A 19,180-nucleotide genomic window follows, 5' to 3' on the forward strand; every position below is an offset into this window, starting at 1 on the left:
AGCATCGCGGCTTCCCTGACAACGAGGAGAGAAAAAATGCTTCAGTTCCTGAGAGCCCTGCAGAGCTCGATGCTGGTCAAGGTGGCGGGCCTGTTCTTCCTGGTGCTGCTGCTGTGCATTCCGCTGGCGGAGATCGACTCGCTCAACCGCGCGCGCGGCGACAGCCAGCGCGAAGCCGCCCAGGAACTCGCCGCCACCTACGCCGGACGCCAGACCATGGTCGGCCCGCTGCTGCTGGTGCCGTATGTCGAGCGCTGGATGGAGCCGCAGCGCAATGCGCAGGGCAAGGTGATCGGCCAGGAAGCGCGAGCCAAGGAAATGGCCCACGTGGTGTTCCCGGAGAAGCTGCACATCGAAGGCACCATGGCGCCGCAGGAGCGCTACCGCGGCATCTTCAAGATTCCGTTCTATACGCTGAACGCCACGCTCGGCGGCGGCTTCGCGGCCTTCGACCCGAAGGCCGTGCAGCGCAGCGAGACCGATTCGAAGATCGAATTCAAGACCCCCTTCATCGCCTTCAACGTGAGCGACCTGCGCGGTCTCGACGGCTCACCGGCGCTGGTGATGGGCGGCGAGACCTTGCGCTTTCGCCAGCGCGTGCCGGGCATCGCCGACGACGCCTGGTTCGCCGACGGCATCCACGCGCCGCTGACCGGCGCCGCGCTGGCGGCATGGCAGGCCAACACCCCCGTGTCTTTCGAAATGAAGCTCGGCCTCGTCGGGCAGGACACGCTGGCCATTGCGCCCATTGCCGAGGAAACCACCGCGCACCTCAGTTCGCCCTGGGCGCACCCGAGCTTCGGCGGCCGCTTTCTCGCGGCCGAGCGCAGCGTGACGCCGCAAGGCTTCGACGCGCGCTGGCGCGTGTCCTCGCTCGTGACCTCGGCGCGCGAGCAGGTGCGCGGCGGCCTGGCCGGGCGCGGCGGCGACCCCGAGAGCGACTCCGAACCGGTGGGCCGCGCGCGCCGCACCCTGGGCGCGCTGCAGACCTTCGACGTGTCGCTGGCACAGCCCATCAACGTGTATTCGATGAGCACGCGCGCGGGCAAGTACGGCATGCTGTTCATCGGGCTGGTGCTGATGGCCGCCTTCATGTTCGAACTGTTCCGCAAGCTGCGCCTGCACCCGGTCCAGTACGGCCTGGTGGGACTGTCGATCGCGCTGTTCTTCCTGCTGTTGCTGGCACTGTCGGAAAAGTTCGCCTTCTGGATGGCGTATGCGGGCGCGGCCACGGCCAGCGTCGCCTTGCTGGCGGTGTACTTCAGCGCGGTGCTCGAAGGCTGGCGGCGCGGGTTGTCGTTCGGTGCGTTCGTGGCGCTGTTGTATGGCGCGCTCTACGGGCTGCTGGCCTCGGAGAGCAATGCGCTGCTGCTCGGCGCGCTGCTGATCTTCGGCATGCTGGCCGTGCTGATGCTGGTCACGCGCAAGGTCGACTGGTATGCGCTGTCGCGGCAAAACAAGGCGAACGAAGCGACGCCGGCCGCAATCGCCGAAGCACAGGCGGCATGAAGCTGCTGCGGGCCATCGCCGGTGCGCTGGGCTGGCTGGCCCTGGCCACGCTGTGGTTCTGGGCCTGGCACCTGAAGGACCCGCACCTGCTCTTCATGCGCGCTTGGGAGCTGCCCCTGCTGCTTGCAGCGCTGGCCGCAAGCAGCGCCATTGCATGGCGGTTCGCGCGCGGCGCGTTGCGCCCGGTGGCACTGGGCCTCGCATGCACGGGGCTGCTCACGGCGGTGTGCAACGAGGCCGCTTCTCGCCAGCACCACGCCGAAGTCCTTGCAATGTCGGGCCCCACCGCGCAAACGCTGGGCGCGCACTTCATCGTTGGCTACGACGATGCGAACGACCTGCGCGAACTCGCGCGCAAGGGACTGATCGGCGGCATCTTCGTGACGGGGCGCAACGTGCGGGGCCGCACCGCCGACCAACTGCGCGACGAAATCCGGGGCCTTCAGGCGCTGCGCCGCGACGCCGGCCTGCCGCCGCTCGTCGTCGCGACCGACCAGGAAGGCGGCGGCGTCTCGCGCCTGTCGCCACTGGTGCAACGCCAGCCCGCGCTGTCCACCCTGCTCGACGCGGACGTTCCCGACGGCCAGCTCTCCGAACGCGCGCGTGCCTACGGTGCGCAACAGGGCAGGGCGCTCGCGGCTCTGGGTGTCACGCTCAACTTCAGCCCCGTGGTCGACCTGCGGCCGGGCCGTGCACCGGGCCGCTGGGATTTCCACACCCGCATCGAAGACCGCGCCATCTCCAGCGACCCCGCCGTCACCACGCAGGTGGCGCTCGCTTACGCGCAAGGCCTTGAATCCGCTGGCGTTCGCGGCACGCTGAAGCACTTTCCCGGCCTGGCCGGCGTGACCGCGGACACCCACCATTTCGCCGCTGAACTGCGCACACCGGTCGCCCGCCTGGCCGCGCAAGACTGGAAACCATTTCAAGAAGTGTCGAAACAATCTGACGCAGCCATCATGCTGGGCCATGTCATCCTTGCGGAACTCGATGCGCGGTACCCGGTCTCTTTCTCGCGCAGAATCGTGCAGCGGCTGATTCGAGGCGAGTGGGGCTACCAGGGCCTGCTCGTCACCGACGATCTCACGATGGGCGCGGCCTACAACCGCGGTCTCTGCGAAGCCACTGTCCGGGCCATCGACGCCGGGGTGGACCTCCTGCTGATCGCCTTCGACCACGACAAGTACTTCGATGCCATGCATTGCGCGCACCAGGCGGCAGGCCCCGGCGCGCAGCGCGTCGCGCTCGATCTCAAGATGCTGGAACGCCGCAACGCGCAGCGGCTCCAATCCTTTCGCTAGCTAGCTTTCTCCTATGTTCAAACGTTCAAGCTCCACCCCTCCCGACGGCCCTGAAGACGATGGCCGTTCCGGCGATCCGAACCGCCGCTGGAAACGCATCGCAGGGTGGGGCGCCATCGTGGTGGGCTCCGGCGCGCTGGTGGCCATCGTCGCGGCCATCGTGGCCGTGGTGGCCATCTACCCGAAGCTGCCCGACGTGTCGGAGCTGGCCGACTACCGCCCCAAGCTGCCGCTGCGCGTGTACTCCAGCGAAGGCCAGCTGATCGGCGAGTTCGGCGAAGAGCGCCGCAACCTCACGCCCTTCGCGAACATTCCCAAGGTGATGAAGGACGCGGTGCTGGCGGTGGAAGACGCGCGCTTCTACGACCACGGCGGCGTCGACTACAAGGGCTTCCTGCGCGCGGCCGTGGCCAGCCTGAAGGGCGGACGCAAGCAGGGCGCCTCGACCATCACGATGCAGGTGGCGCGCAACGTGTACCTGAGCTCGGAGCGCACGCTGAGCCGCAAGTCGTACGAAATCCTGCTGGCGCTGCGGCTCGAGCAGCAGCTCACCAAGGACCAGATCCTGGAGATCTACCTCAACCAGATCTACCTGGGCAACCGTGCCTACGGTTTCGCGGCTGCCGCCGAAACCTACTTCGGCAAGCCGCTGCAGAACGTGACCATCGCCGAAGCCGCCATGCTGGCCGGCCTGCCGAAGGCACCCGGCGCCAACAACCCGGTGGCCAACCCGCGGCGCGCGCGGGCGCGCCAGCTGTACGTGATCGACCGCATGCAGGAAACCGGCTTCATCACCGCCGCGCAGGCGGCCGAAGCGAAGAAGGAAGAACTGCACCTGCGCGATTCCGCCGACCCTAGCCGCCTGCACGCCGAGTACGTGGCCGAGACGGTGCGCCAGATGATGTACGCGCAGTACGGCGACAGCATCTACACCAGCGGCCTGAAGGTCTACACCTCGCTGGTCGCGGCCGACCAGGCGGCTGCCTACAAGTCGCTGCGCAAGGGCATCATGGATTACGAGCGCCGCCAGCCCTACCGCGGCCCGGAGAAGTTCGTCGACCTGCCGACCGAGCAGAAGGAAGTCGACGAAGCCGTGGACGATGCGCTGGCCGAACACCCCGACAACGGCGACGTGGTCGCGGCCGTGGTGCTGGATGTCGACGCCAAGGAAATCAACGCGGTGCGCGCCAACGGCGAAACCGTGCAGATCAGCGGCGAAGGCCTGAAGCCCGCGCAGTCCGGCCTGGCCGCGAAGGCGCCGCCGAACATCAAGATCCGCCGCGGCGCGGTGATCCGCGTGGCCCGCACGCCGAAGAACACCTGGGAGATCACGCAGCTGCCCGAGGTCGAGGGCGCCTTCATCGGCATGGACCCGCGCAGCGGCGCCATCAAGGCGCTGGTGGGCGGCTTCGATTTCGGCAAGAACAAGTTCAACCATGTGACGCAGGCCTGGCGCCAGCCGGGCTCGAGCTTCAAGCCCTTCATCTATTCGGCCGCGCTGGAGAAAGGCTTCTCGCCTTCCACCGTGGTGAACGACGCGCCGCTGCACTTCGACGCCGCCGAGAACGGCGGCCAGCCCTGGGAGCCGAAGAACTTCGAGGGCACCTACGAAGGCCCGATGCCGCTGCGCACCGCGCTCATGAAATCGAAGAACCTGGTCACGCTGCGCGTGCTGCAGTCGATCGGCGCGCCCTATGCGCAGGACTGGGTCACCAAGTTCGGCTTCGACAAGGACAAGCAACCCGCCAACCTGCCGATGGGCCTGGGCGCCGGCTCGGTCACGCCGATGCAGATGGCTGTGGGCTATTCGGTGTTCGCCAACGGCGGCTACCGCGTGAATCCCTACTTGGTCACGCGCGTCACCGACCTGCGCGACAAGGTCCTCATGGAAACCGAGGCGCCGGTGCTCGACGAGTCGCGCCGCGCCATTCCGCAACGCAACGCCTTCGTCATGGATTCGCTGCTGCAGAGCGTGGTGAAGAGCGGCACCGGCTTCAAGGCGCACCAGGCCCTGAAGCGTGACGACCTCTACGGCAAGACCGGCACCACCAACGATTCCTTCGACACCTGGTTCGCGGGCTTCCAGCCGACCATGGTCGGCATCGCGTGGATCGGCTACGACACGCCGCGCCAGCTGGGCGTGCGCGGCGAGACCGGCGGCAGCCTGAGCCTGCCGATCTGGATCGGCTACATGCAGACGGCGCTGCAGGGCGTGCCGGTGACGCAACCGCCAGAGCCACCGGGCGTGGTGAACGTCGACGGCGAGTGGTACTTCGACGACTTCACGCCGGGCCACAACGTGGCGAGCCTGGGCCTGGAGACCGAGACTGCGCCACCGCCGGTGGAGGAAATCACCGGCGCGCCACTGGGTGCGCCGCCGCAGCCCGAAGAGCGCAACAAGATCCTGGATTTCTTCAGGTAGCCCGCCCGGCCATCGAACAGGCGGGGGAAAGCAGGCGGGTCATGGTGCCTACACTCGGTGCTGCGTCCCGCCTTCTCTTTTTCTTCCCCACGATTCCATGGAAATTCTTACCCTGGTGGCATTGATTGCCGCCGGCTTCTACATTCTCAAATCCCGGGAGCAGCGCCAGCGCATCGCCGTCCTGGGCAGCCACCTCGGCCGCTACCAGATCGAGCGGCTCATGGAGAGCCTGACCTCCGGCTACCTGCGCTGCCTGGGCGAAGACGACGCCGAGCGCCGCCAGCAGATCTGGCACCTGCTGGACGCCACCGAGGAAAAGATCGCCAGCCAGCTCGAGAGCTTCTCCACCGAGATGGCGCGCGTGCCGGAACCCATCGCGCGCGTGAGCAAGCTGCCGGTGGCGCTCCCGCTGGCCACGCAGCTTCTTCCGGCCGCGAGCTTCGACCTGCGCGAAGCGCTGCGCATCCATGCACGCGGCGTGGCCGGCGTGACGCGCAACGACGCGAACCGCACGCCCAAGTCGAAGGCTTTCACCATGTCGGCCGAGCTGTTCCTGATGCAGCACACCTGCCACTGGTACTGCAAGTCGAAGACCGTGGCGTCGGCGCGCATGCTGGCGCGGCACCACACGTCCTACGACCAGTTGCTGGCCGCCGTGAGCCCTGAAACGCGCAACGCGTACCGCGCCCTCACGGGTCAGTGACCCGCTCAGTGATGTGACGACAGCAGCGGCAACGTGAGCGTCGCCACCGCGCCGCCACGCGACGCGTTGCCCAGCTCGATGCGGCCGCGGTGCAGTGCCGCGATCTCCTTCACGAACGCCAGCCCGAGCCCCGTGCTCTTCTTCTGGTTGTGCGGCCGGGCGAGCGAATAGAACTTCTGGAAGACCTTTTCCTGCGCGTACTCGGGAATGCCCGGGCCGTGGTCGCGCACGCTCACGCGTGCGAGCTTGGAGGTGGTTTCCAGCGTGAGCAGCACCTCGCTGTCGCGCGGTGAGAAATCGATGGCGTTGTCCAGCAGGTTGCTGATGGCCCGGCGCAGCAGGAACGGGTCGCCTTCCGTGCGTGCGTCGTCGCGGACGTTCACCAGCAGGCGGATGTTGCGCTTGGCCGCCGCGGGTTGCGCGCTGAGTGCGATGTCGTCGATCAGCGCGGCGAGCGCCACGGGTTCGGTGCGGTCCAGCCTGCGGCGCGTTTCCAGCGCGGTGAGCTCCATCATGCGATCGACGATTTCCTGGATGCGCTGCGTCTCGCGTTCGATGTTGGTGAGAAAGCGTTCGCGCTCGGCATGCGGCATCGACGGTTCCTGCAGCAGTTCGGCCGCGCCGCGAATGGCCGACAGCGGGCTCTTCACTTCGTGCGTGAAGGTCTGCACGTAGTCGGCCACGTAGTTGCGCCCGGTCAGCGCATCGCGCATTTCGCTGAAACCCGTGCGAACGCCGTCCACCGCGCGGCGCGCCATGCGCCCGATGCTCAGGCTGCCCAGACGGTGCTGGGCGCGCACCCAGGTCCAGTAGTCGCGGATCAGCCCGAAGGGCCGCACCAGCCACACCGAGACGATCACCGCCAGCAGCAGCAGCGCCAGCCCCGAGCCCACGCCCACCCAGATGGTGCGGGCGCGCGCGTCTTCCACGAACTGGCCGAAGCTCTGCACCGGCTTGCCCACGCTGACCATGCCGACGATCTCGTTGTTCCAGCGGATCGGCGCGCCCACGTACATGACCGAGGTGCGCGGGTCGCCGTCGACGTCGCGCGAGGTGCGCGCGCCGTACATGCCGGCGAGCGTGCGGCTCACGTCGCTCCACTGCGAATAGTCGGCGCCCAGGTGCCTGCCGAGCGAATCGAACATCACTCGCCCGCCGCGGTCGGTGACGTACACACGCAGTTCGACGCGGCTCTTGTGCAGGTTGTAGATCTGCGCCGAAAACTCGCGCGCGTACACCGTGCGGAACAGCGGTTCGAGCCGCGCGGTGTTGATGGCGCCCGCAATCACGTCCTGCTCGACCAGGCTGGCCACGAGCTGAGAGGTTTCGACCAGCGATTCCTCGGCCGACTCGCGGTAGCGCGGATCGATGTCCGACACGACGCGGTAAAGCAACAGCCCGATGCCCGCCGTGTAGATCAGCAGGATGCCGATGAAGATCCGCGTGCGTCGAGTCACGACACTTTGGCGGGCAATTCTTCGTTCAATGCATAGCCGGTGCCGCGCAGCGTGCGGATCGGCTCCACGTCCGGCGCGACGGCCTTGAGCTTGGCGCGCAGGGTCTTGATGTGCGCGTCGACCGTGCGGTCGAAGCTGTCGCTGGCGTCGTCCCAGACGAGCTGCAGCAGTTCGTCGCGCGTGAAGACGCGCCCGGGCCGCTGCACCAGCAGCCGCAGCAGGCCGTACTCGTAGCGGGAGAGTTCCAGCAGCCGGCCGTAATAACGGATCTGCATGCGCTCGTTGTCGAGCAGAAATGGCATTGCAGGCGCCTGCGGGCTCGCTGGAGAAGCCTGCGACGCGATTTGAGGGGGCACCCCATGGTTTGCCGCCGCGGCTGCTGGCGACGCTCCTGCGCCGTTCCTGGCACTGCGCCGCAGGATCGTCCGCACGCGAGCGACCAGCTCGCGCGGCGAGAACGGCTTGGCGATGTAGTCGTCCGCACCCAGTTCCAGGCCCACCACGCGGTCTATTTCGTCGCTGCGGGCGGTCAGGAACACCATCGGTACCTCCGGGCCGCCCATCGACTGGTTCAGCGCCTGGAGGCGTTTGAAGAGCTCGAAGCCGTTCAGGTCGGGCAATCCGATGTCCAGGATGGCCAGCGCCGGCGGTTCCTGCGCGAACTGGGCGATGGCTTCCTCGGCCGTGGCGCACCAGACCGGAATGAATCCGTCGCTTTTCAGGACGTATTGCAGGGTGTCGGCGATGCCCGATTCGTCTTCGGCAATCAGGATCCGGGGTTTGAAGCTCATGCCCCGGATGGTAGCGAGGGGAGAGAACCGGGAGGACAGCTTCGCGCCCAAGGCGCCGTGGACCGGCGCGGCCGTTAGCGGCCTTTTTTTGCGCGCAGCTTTCCCTGTTCCCTATCTTCTTATTCTTCTTATTCAAATTAGTAGTAGTAGATAAGGGTCGCACTCTTCTGTGGACATGCCTCTTTTTCCGTTATGTGACAACGAGTTGTCATGCCTGCGTCACTGTGCGCAGCTGCGCTTCCGAGGTGTACCCGCCAAATGAACAACATTGGGTAACCGCTTTGCCCTGTGGATAAGCCATGGCTTGTGCAAAAACTGTCCCCAGAGTTGTCCTTTGACGCCCTCCGGAAAATCTGCCAAAGACGGTTTTCGAGCAGAGAAATTCATTGCTCAAAATTAAGGCAATGTGTAGATTTCCTTTGTAAATCAACAACTTGTCACACCCCTACACGGAAGTGCCAGGGTTATCCACAGAGTTGCTCAAGGTTTGTGGGGAGAACAGGGCGCGGAACCTTCCCGCCCCTTCGGCAACCCAACAAGGTCCTTCCTATTACCAAATGTCGAAAATGACACCTTCAGAAACAAAGTCGATCGTGACCCTGAGCCTGCTGGCTGCCTTTGTCGATGGCGAGAAGCACGAGCGCGAGCGCGCCGAGATCAAGCGGATCGCCGAGGGCCTGTCGCAGGCCGACGGCGTGAACCTGCCGACGCTCTACCAGGACGTGCTGATGAAGCGCGTGTCGCTGGCGTCGGTGGCCACGGAGTTGAAGAGCAGCGAATCCAGGCAGCTGGCCTATGAAATGGCGGTGTGCGTGTGCGACGCGGACGGCGCGCAGTCGCAGGCCGAGCGCATGTTCCTGGCGGACGTGCGCACGTCGCTGGGGCTGGACGCGTCAGCGGTCGGCTTTTCGCAGCAGGCGGAAGACATTGCGGCGGCGGTGCCCGCTGCGGCGGCCGGCACGGCGGTTGCCGCGTCGCCGTCGCCGAATTTGCCCGGCGCGCCTGCACCCGACGCCGCCGAGCTCGACAAATCGATCCTCAATGCCGCGATCCTCAACGGCGCGCTCGAACTGCTGCCCGAGACGCTGTCGACCATGGCGATCATTCCGCTGCAGATGAAGCTGGTCTACCGCATCGGGCAGGCCCACGGCTACCAGCTCGACAGCGGCCACATCAAGGACTTCCTGGCCACGGTCGGCGTGGGCCTGACCTCGCAGTATTTGGAGCAGGCCGGGCGCAAGCTGCTCGGCGGTTTGCTCGGCAAGGTCGGCGGTGGCCTGCTGCGCGGGCTGGGCAACCAGGCCGTGAGTTCGGGGATGAGCTTTGCCTCGACCTATGCGCTGGGCCATGTGGCCAAGCGGTACTACGCGGGCGGCCGCACGCTTTCCACGCAGATGCTGAAGGAAGCGTTCTCGGGCGTGGTCAAGGAAGGGCAGAGCCTGCAGACCCAATATCTGCCGGCGATCCAGGAGAAGGCCCGCACGCTGGACGCGGGCAAGGTGCTGTCTTTGGTGCGTGGCGCCTGACCCTTCCGGAGACACCGTGGAACCGGCCTTGCCGGGCCACCGGGTGCAGTCCCCGGCGAGGGGGAAGGAGAAGCGACACGAAGTGCGCGCAGCCTGGCGGAGTGCCTAGTTCGCGAGGTCGTCCAGGATCGGGCAATCCGGCCTGGCGTCCCCGTGGCAGCAGTGCACCAGGTGGGACAGCGTGTTGCGCATCGCCTGCATGTCCGCAATGCGCTGCTCCAGTTCGCCCAGGTGCTTCTGGGCGATGCGCTTCACGCTGGCGCTGGCGCGGCGGCGGTTGTGCCACAGGCCGACCAGTTCCGCGATTTCTTCCATCGAGAAACCCAGGTCGCGCGAGCGCTTGATGAAGCGCAGCGTGTGGATGTCGGCCTCGCCGTACTGGCGGTAGCCGCTCTCGGTGCGTGCCACCGCCGGCAGCAGGCCCAGCCCTTCGTAATGCCGGACCATGCGGGCCGACACGCCGGAGCGCTGCGCCGCTTCGCCGATGGCGACCGTGCCGGTCATTGGACGGCGTAGCCCGCGTTCTCGATCGCGACCACGAGGTCCTGGCGCGGCTGTTCGCTCAGCACGTCGACGTGACCCGTCTGCAGATCGACCGTGACCTGCGCTTCGGGGTCCACCGTCTGCACTGCGTTCTGCACCGCGCTCACGCAGTGACCGCAACTCATGCCCGTGACCTGGAATTTCTGGCTCATTGTTCTGACTCCTTCGAAGTGGATGAATGGTTGACCGGTAAGAGGCTGCAGTCTGAACCCTCTCACGATGTCAATGTCCAGCGAAGGGGCACTGAAATTCTCCGCTTGACCTTGCCATCGTGTGAAGCCTTAGCCTCGAACGCATGGAAAACCTGCAGCCATCCCCCGCCGCCACCCTCGACCTCTCGGTCGGCGGCATGACCTGTGCCTCGTGCGTCATGCGCGTCGAGCGCGCCCTGAAGAACGTGCCCGGTGTGCAGGACGTGAGCGTGAACCTGGCGACGGAGTCTGCCCGCGTCGTGACCACACCCGGCAGCGACGACATGGACGTTCGCCTGCGCCGCGCCGTGCGCGCCGCAGGCTACGAGCCGCGCGCGGCGAGCACCGCGGCCGACGAAGCCGCGGCGCTGTCGCCGTGGCACGGCTTCGCGCCCGTCGCGGCCGGCATTGCGTTGTCGATCCCCTTGCTCGCGCCCATGCTCGGCGAACCCTTCGGACAGGACTGGATGCTGCCGCCCTGGGTGCAACTGCTGCTCGCCACGCCGGTGCAGTTCTGGCTGGGCGCGCGCTTCTACCGCGCCGGCTGGCATGCGGCCAGGGCGCGCACCGGCAACATGGACCTGCTGGTCGCGCTCGGCACCAGCGCCGCGTTCGGGCTGTCGCTGTGGCTGTGGTGGCGTTCAGCCACCGGTGCGCACGCAGGCCACGGCGCGATGCCGCACCTGTACTTCGAGGCCTCGGCCGTGGTGATCACGCTGGTGCTGCTCGGCAAGTGGCTCGAGGCGCGCGCCAAGCGCCAGGCCACCTCGGCCATCCGTGCGCTGCAGCAGTTGCGGCCCGAGGTGGCGCACCTGGTGGGCCTGCGCGGCAAGGAAAGCGACGTGCCCCTGGCCGAGGTGATGGTGGGCGACCGCCTCGCGGTGCGGCCCGGCGAGCGCGTGCCGGCGGATGCCCGGGTGGTCGAAGGCCAGTCCGAAGTCGATGAATCGATGCTCACCGGCGAGCCGCTGCCCGTGGCCAAGGGCCCGGGCGATGCGTTGACCGGCGGTTCGGTGAACGGGGACGGCCGCATGGTCGTGGAGGTGCGCGCGGTCGGTGCCGAGAGCGTGCTGGCGCGCATCATCCGCCTGGTCGAGGACGCGCAGGCGGCGAAGGCGCCGATCCAGCGGCTGGTGGACAAGGTCGCGGCCGTGTTCGTGCCGGTGGTGCTGGTGATTGCGCTGGTCACGCTCGCCGGTTGGCTGGTGGCGGGCGCCGGCATCGAGACCGCGCTCATCCATGCGGTGGCCGTGCTCGTCATTGCCTGCCCGTGCGCCTTGGGGCTGGCCACGCCGGTCGCGGTGATGGCGGGCACGGGCGTGGCGGCGCGCCACGGCATCCTCATCAAGGACGCGCGCGCGCTGGAGATTGCCCACCGCGTCGACACCGTCGCGTTCGACAAGACCGGCACGCTGACCGTCGGCCGGCCGGTGCTCACCGCGCTGGTGGTGCTGGCGGGCACGCAGGCCAGCGAAGACGAATTGCTGGCCACGGCCGCGAGCCTGCAGGGCGGCAGCGAACACCCCTTGGCCAAGGCGGTGCTGGCCGCCGCGGCGCAGCGCGAGCTGCAGGCGCCAGCGCTGGGCGCGATGCAGGCGTGGCCGGGTCGCGGCGTGCGCGGCGACGTCGACGGCGTCAACTGGGCGATCGCCAGCCTGCGCTGGTGCCACGAGCTCGACGCGATGCCCGAGGCCGCCGACATCGACGGCCTGCAGTCGCAAGGCGCCACCGTGTCCGCATTGCTTCGTTTCGACGAAGCAGGCACCGCGCATGCGCAGGCCTTGCTCGCCTTCGCTGACGAGCCCAAGCCGCAGGCCGCCGAGGCGGTTCGCACGCTGCGTGCGCGCGGCCTGCGCGTGGTCATGATTTCCGGCGACAACCTGCGCGCGGCGCAGGCCATGGCGGCGCGGCTGGGCATCGATGCGGGCGACGTGCGCGCCGACGTGCTGCCGGCCGACAAGGCGGCGCAGGTCGGCGCGCTGCGAAAGAACGGGCACGTCGTCGCGATGGTGGGCGACGGCGCCAACGACGCGCCCGCGCTGGCCGCGGCCGACGTGGGCATGGCAATGGCACCTTCGGGCGGCGGCACCGACGTGGCGATGGAAGCCGCCGGCATCACGCTGATGCGTGGCGACCTCGCGCTGGTGGCCCAGGCCTTCGAGCTGTCGGCACGCACGGTGGCGAAGATCCGGCAGAACCTGTTCTGGGCCTTTGCCTACAACGTGGCCGGCATTCCGCTCGCGGCCTTCGGCCTGCTGAGCCCGGTGGTCGCCGGCGCGGCGATGGCGCTGTCGAGCGTGAGCGTCATGGCCAATGCGCTGCTGCTGCGGCGCTGGAAGCCCTAACGCTGTTGCCCCCGGCGTTCATTCAGTCGATCAGCAGCGCCAACACGTACTCGTCGATGCAGTCCGCATCGCCAGCGCGATGCCCTGGCCGTGGAATTCGGGGGCGACCGCCAGCGTGCCCAGGCAGGCCACGTGCTGCACACGGCCCGGGTAGCGCGTGGCACGGTAGAAGCCGGCCATCTTTCCTTCGCGCTCGTAGATGAAGAAGCAGCCGCTGTCGACCAATGCCTGGTAGACCGGGCGAAAGTCGTCGAGCGGCATCGGGTCGTAGCCCAGGAAGGGCACGACCTTCTCGTGCATGTAGAGGGCGAAGACGGCGTCGAGGTCTTCAGGGGTGGCCAGCCTGCGCATGAGGGGAAGCTTCGAAGCGGTGAAGCCGCCGAGCATAGCGAGGCTCAGGCGAGCAGCAGCGCGGACAGCGCCAGCAACAGCAGTTGCGCGCACCACGCCCACCGCAGCCGCAGCCGCGCGTCGAGCACCGCGCCAATGGCCCAGAAGCCACCGACCGACAAGGCGAGCAGGGCCAGCCCGGTGTGGAATGCGAGGTCGTCGGCGCGCCACAGAAAGGCCAGCGTCATGCCAACCCAGCAGGCGAAGTGAATCGAAGCCGAGGCCGACTGCGCTCGCGTGAGGGCAGGCGCGTGGATGCGCCGGGCTTCGTCCAGCGAGAACGGCGGCTCGGGAAAGCGCGCCGCCACATCGGCCGGCCGCCACCCCGGCGGCTTGAACCACACCGCGACCTTGTCCTGCCATCGCTTCGTGTGCCATGCGTCGCGCAGCAGCGGCACATAGGGCCCGAGGATCGCGCGCATCGGGTCGAAGCTGGCCAGCGCCTTGCGCGTGCCGTACACGCAGGGCTCCTTTTCTTCGGTGAAGGTGCCGAACATGCGGTCCCACACCACCAGCATGCCGCCGTAGTTGCGGTCCACATAGCCGTCGTTCACCGCGTGGTGCACGCGGTGGTTCGAGGGCGAGGAGAACACGCGGTCGAACCAGCCGAGCTTGCCGATGTGCTCGGTGTGGATCCAGAACTGGTAGACCAGCACGATCAGCCCGGCCAGCCCGAACTGCTCGGGCGGCACGCCCACCACCGCCATCGGCAGGTAGAAGGCCCAGCCCAGGAAGGCCACGGTGCTTTCCTGGCGCAGCGCAGTGGAAAAGTTGAAGTGCTGGCTCTGGTGGTGCACCGAGTGCGCGGCCCAGAACACGGCCGACTCGTGGCCCGCGCGGTGCAGCCAGTAGTCGAAGAAGTCGAACAGCAGCACGGCCAGCACCCAGCCGAGGGCGCTGTCCCAGAAGCCGGGCCGCGTCCACACGGCGACCAGCGGATAGGCCATGGCGTACAGCCCGATCTGGAACAGCTGCGTGCACACCGCGAGCGCTTGGCTGAACAGCCCCTGGCTCAGGCTGCCGAGCGTGTCGGCGAAGCGGTAGGTGTTGCGCTGCCTGAGCCAGCCCCAGGCGAGTTCGCACGCCATGAGCAATGCGAACACGGGCACCACGAAAACGACCAGCCGATGCACCGTGTTCTTTTTTTTCAGCAAGCGTTCAGCGAATCTTCAGTCTTGCACGGCACGGCCGGCGACGATGACCGCGTTGGTGCCGCCGAAGGCGAAGGAGTTGGACAGCGCGTAGCGGATGCCCTTGGCCTCGCGCGCCTCGCCCTGGACGAAGTCGAGGTCAAACGCGGCGTCCGGTGCCTGGAGGTTGGCGATGGGCGGCAGCGTCTCGCGTGCCAGCGCGCGCAGCGCCGCAATCAGCTCGATGGCGCCGCCGCCGCCGAGCACGTGGCCGTGGATCGACTTGGTCGCGCTGACCGGCGTGCCAGTGCCGAACACCTCGCGGATCGACGCGGCCTCCGCGGCGTCGCCGGCCGAGGTGGCGGTGCCGTGCGCGTTGATGTGGCCCACGTCGGCCGCCTCGATGCCCGCGTCGCGCAGTGCGGCGCGCATGGCGCGCACCTGGCCCGCGCTGTCGGGGTTGGTGATGTGGGTGCCGTCGCAGTTGGTGGCGTAGCCCGCAAGCACGAAGGGCGCGGCCTGCGCGCCACGTGCGGCCGCATGCGCTTCCGATTCGAGCACCAGGGCTGCGGCGCCTTCGCCGATGGCAAAGCCCGCGCGGTCGCCCGAGAACGGGCGGCAGGCGGTCGAGGGCGCGTCGGCCGGCGGCGGTGCCATCACGCGCATGGCGTTCCAGCTGGCCATCACGCCCGGCGTGAGCATGGCGTCGTGGCCGCCGACGATGGCCACGTCGATCCAGCCGCCGCGAATGGCGCGCATCGCCTCGCCGATGGCCACGGCCGAGGAGGCGCAGGCGCAGGCGTACGCAATGGCCGAGCCGCGCGCGCCGAAGTGCAGCGCCAGCTCCGCCACCGCGGCGTTGGGCATCACGGTGAGCACAGTGGTCGGGCGCATGCGGCGCTGTTCGCCGTAGAGCGCGCTGGTGGTGTTGTCGAAGGTGCCGGCGCCTGCGAGGCCGCTGCCCCAGAAGACACCCAGGCGGTCGCGGTCGAGCGCATCGAGGTCGAGCTTTGCTTCGCAGGCCGCGTCCTGCGCGGCGGCCAGCGCCATGGCGGTGCCGCGGTCCAGCGGCAGGCGGGAGGTGCTGCGCACACCGTTCGAGTCGAACTCGCAGGCGGCCACGGCCAGCTGCACGGTGTCCATGCCCTTGATGGCCAGCGTGTGCGAACGCACGGCCGAACGGCCCGCGAACAGGGCCTCGTCGAAGGCCTCCACAGTGCGCCCGATGGGCGTGACGAAACCGATGCCGCTCACGCGCACGGGCGCCGATGCAGCGCGCGCGGCCGAGGCGGCAAGTACGGCGTGGGCGGCACCGCTGCTCATGCGGTAGCTTCTGCGGGTTGGCCTGCCACGGCACCGGCGCTTTCCGCGTCGATCACTTCGCACAGGCGCTGCAGCGTGATGCCGGCTTCGCGCGGGTCGAGGCGGTCTTCGGCAATGCGCAGGTGGAAGGCGTCTTCCACGGCGAACACGAACTCCATCAGCGCGAGCGAGTCCAGGCCGAGGTCCGACAGCGCGGTGGCCGGCGAGATGGCCGAGCGCTCGACGCGGAAGTCGGCCTCCAGGATCGTGGCGATGCTGTTGAAAGTGGGGGAAGAAGACATGGGAATGCTTTCCTTTCAGGCGGGGTCGGAAGGGTTCAGGCGTACAGCGGATGCTCGGGCATCGTGCCATGCGCTACCGCATCGGCGAACGACACGGTTTCGCGCATGACCTGTTGCCGGTCGTTGTCGATCGTGATCATGTGGTAGCTGTTCGCGACCACCACCGTGCGGAATGCGCGGCAGCGCAGGCCGCGCGCGAGGATGTCGAGATTGGCCACGCTGGCCACCTCGTCCTGCTGGGCATGCAGTGCGAGCACGTTGCCGCATTGCACGTTGTGGAGGTTGCGCCGCACGTGGCGGATGAGCCGGTCGTGCTCGCGCAGGTGGCCCACGCCGATCACCGAGCTGCCCGCGCGCGAGACCTTGCGGTGGCGCAGCTCGCGCTCGATCCAGGCGCGCACGCGCTCGTTCTTCACGCCGTAGGGCGGGCGCTCGCGGTATTGCCACAGCCGCCCGAGCGGCGTGTAGAAGGCCAGCGGCAGCAGGAACTGCGTGCGCGGAATGGCCCAGCCGTCGAAGCGCAGCGTGGTCGACATGAGCACCAGCGCATCGACGTCGCTGCCGCAGCGGATGGCCGCGCCGAGCGCGAGCGACGAGCCGGCCGAGATGCCCACCAGCAGCACGCGGTCGTGCTGCACGCGAAGCGCCTTCACCTTCGCGTGGATCGCGTCGATCCAGCGCTCGTACGGCGCCGCGCGCTGCATCGGCGCGCCGGCGTCGAACGAGTAGCCCTCGATCGACATCGGGTGCACCGGGTAGCCGCGGCTGCGCAGCGCGGACTGCACGGTCAGCAACTCGTCAGGCGTGCTGCACAGACCGTGCAGCAGGACCACCGCCGTGCCTTGCACCTCGGGAGGAACGATGCTCAGCTGATCGGAGGGTTCGCGTGCACTCATCGCGCGGCACAGGCCATGAAAGTGGCCCGTGTTTCGTGTGGCTGTCGTATGCTCATGCAGCGTTTATCGCTTGGAGCGACTGACGGGCCGCTGACCCATCATTCGCAGGGCAGATTACCCCCTCACCACTCAAAACACCATGCGAATTCTGCTTGTCGAAGACGACGCCGTTCTGCGCGACGTGATGGTCCGCAGCCTTGCGGACGCAGGCCATCGGGTCGACGTGTCGACCAACGTCGAAGACGCCGACCACCTGTGGCGCGTGCAGCCTTTCGATGCCGTGCTGCTCGACCTCAACCTGCCCGCCACCGCCAGCCCCACCAGCGGCCTCGCGAGCGGCCTCACCGCGCTGCGCCAGGCGCGTGCGCGCGGCGACCGCACGCCGGTGCTGGTGCTCACGGCGCGCGGGCGCACCGAGGAGCGCATCGCGGGCCTCGACGCCGGCGCCGACGACTACCTCGGCAAGCCCTTCGACCTGGCCGAGGTCGAGGCCCGCTTGCGCGCACTGGTGCGCCGCGCCAAGGGCACCGAGGACATCGTGCTGCTGGGACAGCTCAAGCTCGACCGCAAGGCGCGGCGCTTCTCCACCGCGGGCGGCCCGCTCGACCTGCCGGCGCGCGAGTTCGAGGTGCTGTGGGAGCTCATGAGCCCGCCGGGGCGCACGGTGAGCAAGCGCGCGTTGTCCGACAAGCTGTCCAGCTTCGACGAATCGCTGGGCGACAACGCGCTGGAGGCCTTCATCTCGCGCCTGCGCAAGAAGCTGCAGGGCACCGGCGCGGGCATCCGCACGCTGCGCGGCATCGGCTACCTGCTCGAAGCCGAGGTGTGATCCGCGCCTTGCCGACCCGGCGATCGATCCAGTGACCGCGTTCGCGAAAGAACGGCTGCAGGAGCCGAAGAAAGCGAGACAGGCACCGTCGCTCACGCGGCGCGTGCTGCGCAACGTGCTGGTGCCGCTGGCGCTCACCTGGATGGTCGGCGCGGTCATCGCGCTGGTCATCGCCAACTACTTTTCCGAGCAGGCCTTCGACCGCGGCATGCTCGACGACGCGTATGCGCTGTCGGCCAACGTGCAGGCGGGCGAGCGCGGCATCGAGCTGCTGCTCACGCCGCGCGAAGTGGCCACCGTGCTGTTCGACCAGGTCGACAAGGTGTACTTCGCGGTGCAGCGACTGGACGGCACGCTGATCTCGGGCCAGTCGGGCCTGCAGGCGCCGCTGCCGGTCGATGGGGCGCGCTACCGCTTCTCGGACATCGACTACCAGGGCAGCGTGCTGCGCGCGGTGGTGCTCGAGCACGACGCCGAGCCCGACCTGAGCATGCCCTACCGCGTGATCATTGCGCAGACCACGCTGAGCCGGACCGCGCTGGTGCGCCAGCTGCTGGGCTATGCGCTGGCGCCGCAGATCCTGCTGCTGATGCTGCTCGCCATCTGGCTCTGGTACGGCATTCGCAGCGACCTGCGCCCGCTGGGCGAACTGCAGCGCGCGCTCGACCGGCGCGACGTGCACGACCTGTCGCCCGTGGCCGTGGCGGAAACCTCGCGCGAGCTGCAGCGCCTGGGCAATGCGGTGAACGCGCTGTTCGAGCGGCTCGACCAGAGCGTGCAGGCGCAGCGCGAGTTCGTGGGCAACGTGGCGCACGAGCTGCGCACGCCGCTGGCGGGCATTCGTGCGCTGGCCGAGTACGGCCTGGCGCAGCAGGACACGGCCGTGTGGCGCGAGCAGCTGGAGCGCGTGTCGGAGCGGCAGTCGCGTGCGAGCCACCTGATCGACCAGCTGCTGGCGCTGGCGCTGGCCGAAGAGGCGCGCGCGGGGCTGGAGCGCGTGCCGGTGCGCCTCGATGTGCTGGCCGAGCAGACGGTGCTGCGGCACCTGGCGAAGGCCGATGCGCGCGGCGTCGACCTGGGCGCGCGCGGCCTGGACGACGGCGTGGTCGTGATGGCCAACGACGCGCTGGTCGAAGGCATCCTCGACAACCTGATCGACAACGCGCTGCGCTATGGCGGACGCACCATCACGGTCGAGCTCTCGGGCCGCACGCTGAGCGTGATCGACGACGGACCCGGCATTCCGCTGGAGGCGCAGCGCGACCTGATGCAGCGCTGGGCGCAGGGGCCGGAAGGGCAGAAGCTGGGGCAGGGCTCCGGGCTGGGGCTGTCGATCGTGTCGCGCTATGCGGAGCTGCTGGGGGCGGAGCTGCGGCTGGAAGCGGCGGAGCCGACGGGCCTGCGCGTGAGCGTGGCGTTCGGCGAGGTGGCGTAGCGCTGTCTTGCTCCTTCCCCTTCCGGGGGAAGGCGGGGATGGGGGCAGGCCTTCGATGAAGCGCCGCGTGGGCGTGGAGGCCGTCGTGGGGGGGGGGGGGGGGGGGGG

General features: G+C 68.4%; 17 protein-coding genes. 8 read left to right on the top strand and 9 right to left on the bottom strand.

Annotation, left to right across the window (positions count from 1 at the left end):
- Nucleotides 1-36: 36 nt before the first annotated feature.
- The 4 genes from creD (at nt 37) to AC0IYU_RS03920 (ending at nt 5,935) form a co-directional block, all read left to right on the top strand.
- Nucleotides 37-1,509 (top strand): cell envelope integrity protein CreD, encoded by a 1,473-nt coding sequence (gene creD / locus AC0IYU_RS03905; protein ID WP_472113259.1) that lies wholly within the window; start codon nt 37-39, stop codon nt 1,507-1,509.
- The gene (locus AC0IYU_RS03910) at nt 1,506-2,810 is read left to right on the top strand and encodes a glycoside hydrolase family 3 N-terminal domain-containing protein (RefSeq protein WP_472113261.1); all 1,305 of its coding nucleotides are present in this window, start codon (nt 1,506-1,508) and stop codon (nt 2,808-2,810) included. The genes creD and AC0IYU_RS03910 overlap by 4 nt, the downstream gene beginning before the upstream one ends.
- Nucleotides 2,811-2,823: 13 nt before the next feature.
- Complete coding sequence (locus AC0IYU_RS03915) at nt 2,824-5,232, top strand: penicillin-binding protein 1A (RefSeq protein ID WP_472113264.1); 2,409 nt, start codon at nt 2,824-2,826, stop codon at nt 5,230-5,232.
- A gap of 97 nt (nt 5,233-5,329) precedes the next feature.
- The gene (locus AC0IYU_RS03920; RefSeq protein WP_472113266.1) at nt 5,330-5,935 is read left to right on the top strand and encodes a hypothetical protein; all 606 of its coding nucleotides are present in this window, start codon (nt 5,330-5,332) and stop codon (nt 5,933-5,935) included.
- 5 nt (nt 5,936-5,940) lie between these two features.
- On the opposite strand, the gene creC is transcribed toward AC0IYU_RS03920, so the two are convergent.
- Both creC and creB read right to left on the bottom strand, forming a co-directional pair.
- Nucleotides 5,941-7,392, bottom strand: coding sequence for a two-component system sensor histidine kinase CreC (gene creC / locus AC0IYU_RS03925; RefSeq protein WP_472113267.1), 1,452 nt, complete (start codon nt 7,390-7,392; stop codon nt 5,941-5,943).
- Nucleotides 7,389-8,183: a two-component system response regulator CreB gene (gene creB, locus AC0IYU_RS03930; RefSeq protein ID WP_472113269.1), complete on the bottom strand. Its 795-nt coding sequence runs from the start codon at nt 8,181-8,183 to the stop codon at nt 7,389-7,391. The genes creC and creB overlap by 4 nt, the downstream gene beginning before the upstream one ends.
- 566 nt (nt 8,184-8,749) lie before the next feature.
- Here creB and AC0IYU_RS03935 point away from each other — a divergent pair.
- Nucleotides 8,750-9,709, top strand: coding sequence for a YcjF family protein (locus AC0IYU_RS03935; RefSeq protein WP_472113271.1), 960 nt, complete (start codon nt 8,750-8,752; stop codon nt 9,707-9,709).
- Between the two features lie 105 nt (nt 9,710-9,814).
- Here the strand turns inward: AC0IYU_RS03935 and cueR are convergent, their stop codons facing one another.
- Together cueR and AC0IYU_RS03945 are read right to left on the bottom strand one after the other, a co-directional pair.
- Nucleotides 9,815-10,213 carry a Cu(I)-responsive transcriptional regulator gene (gene cueR / locus AC0IYU_RS03940; protein WP_472113273.1) on the bottom strand — a complete coding sequence of 133 codons (399 nt, stop codon included), beginning with the start codon at nt 10,211-10,213 and terminating at the stop codon, nt 9,815-9,817.
- On the bottom strand, nt 10,210-10,404 hold the full coding sequence (locus AC0IYU_RS03945; protein WP_435486605.1) for a heavy-metal-associated domain-containing protein: 195 nt from the start codon (nt 10,402-10,404) through the stop codon (nt 10,210-10,212). Before AC0IYU_RS03945 ends, cueR begins: the two co-directional genes overlap by 4 nt.
- 143 nt (nt 10,405-10,547) lie before the next feature.
- On the opposite strand from AC0IYU_RS03945, the gene AC0IYU_RS03950 reads away from it, so the two are divergent.
- A complete protein-coding gene (locus AC0IYU_RS03950) occupies nt 10,548-12,788 on the top strand; it encodes a heavy metal translocating P-type ATPase (RefSeq protein ID WP_472113275.1) in 2,241 nt (746 codons plus the stop codon).
- A 30-nt stretch (nt 12,789-12,818) separates the two neighbouring features.
- On the opposite strand, the gene AC0IYU_RS03955 is transcribed toward AC0IYU_RS03950, so the two are convergent.
- From AC0IYU_RS03955 to AC0IYU_RS03975, 5 genes are read right to left on the bottom strand one after another with little or no spacing between them, the layout of a single operon-like run.
- The gene (locus tag AC0IYU_RS03955) at nt 12,819-13,139 is read right to left on the bottom strand and encodes a GNAT family N-acetyltransferase (RefSeq protein ID WP_472113277.1); all 321 of its coding nucleotides are present in this window, start codon (nt 13,137-13,139) and stop codon (nt 12,819-12,821) included.
- Between the two features lie 44 nt (nt 13,140-13,183).
- Complete coding sequence (locus AC0IYU_RS03960; RefSeq protein ID WP_472113627.1) at nt 13,184-14,311, bottom strand: sterol desaturase family protein; 1,128 nt, start codon at nt 14,309-14,311, stop codon at nt 13,184-13,186.
- 36 nt (nt 14,312-14,347) lie between these two features.
- Entirely contained in the window at nt 14,348-15,631 is a 1,284-nt protein-coding gene (locus AC0IYU_RS03965; RefSeq protein WP_472113280.1) for a beta-ketoacyl-[acyl-carrier-protein] synthase family protein, read from the bottom strand.
- Nucleotides 15,628-15,912 carry a phosphopantetheine-binding protein gene (locus AC0IYU_RS03970; RefSeq protein WP_472113282.1) on the bottom strand — a complete coding sequence of 95 codons (285 nt, stop codon included), beginning with the start codon at nt 15,910-15,912 and terminating at the stop codon, nt 15,628-15,630. The genes AC0IYU_RS03965 and AC0IYU_RS03970 overlap by 4 nt, the downstream gene beginning before the upstream one ends.
- Before the next feature lie 35 nt (nt 15,913-15,947).
- Nucleotides 15,948-16,808 carry an alpha/beta hydrolase gene (locus AC0IYU_RS03975; RefSeq protein ID WP_472113284.1) on the bottom strand — a complete coding sequence of 287 codons (861 nt, stop codon included), beginning with the start codon at nt 16,806-16,808 and terminating at the stop codon, nt 15,948-15,950.
- A 139-nt stretch (nt 16,809-16,947) separates the two neighbouring features.
- Between AC0IYU_RS03975 and AC0IYU_RS03980 the strand changes: the two genes are divergently transcribed.
- Nucleotides 16,948-17,637, top strand: a complete 690-nt coding sequence (locus AC0IYU_RS03980; protein ID WP_435439843.1) for a response regulator transcription factor — start codon at nt 16,948-16,950, stop codon at nt 17,635-17,637.
- 31 nt (nt 17,638-17,668) lie between these two features.
- Entirely contained in the window at nt 17,669-19,072 is a 1,404-nt protein-coding gene (locus AC0IYU_RS03985; protein ID WP_472113286.1) for a sensor histidine kinase, read from the top strand.
- The last annotated feature ends 108 nt before the right edge of the window (nt 19,073-19,180 follow it).

It is taken from the genome of Variovorax sp. AC103, assembly GCF_979254005.1.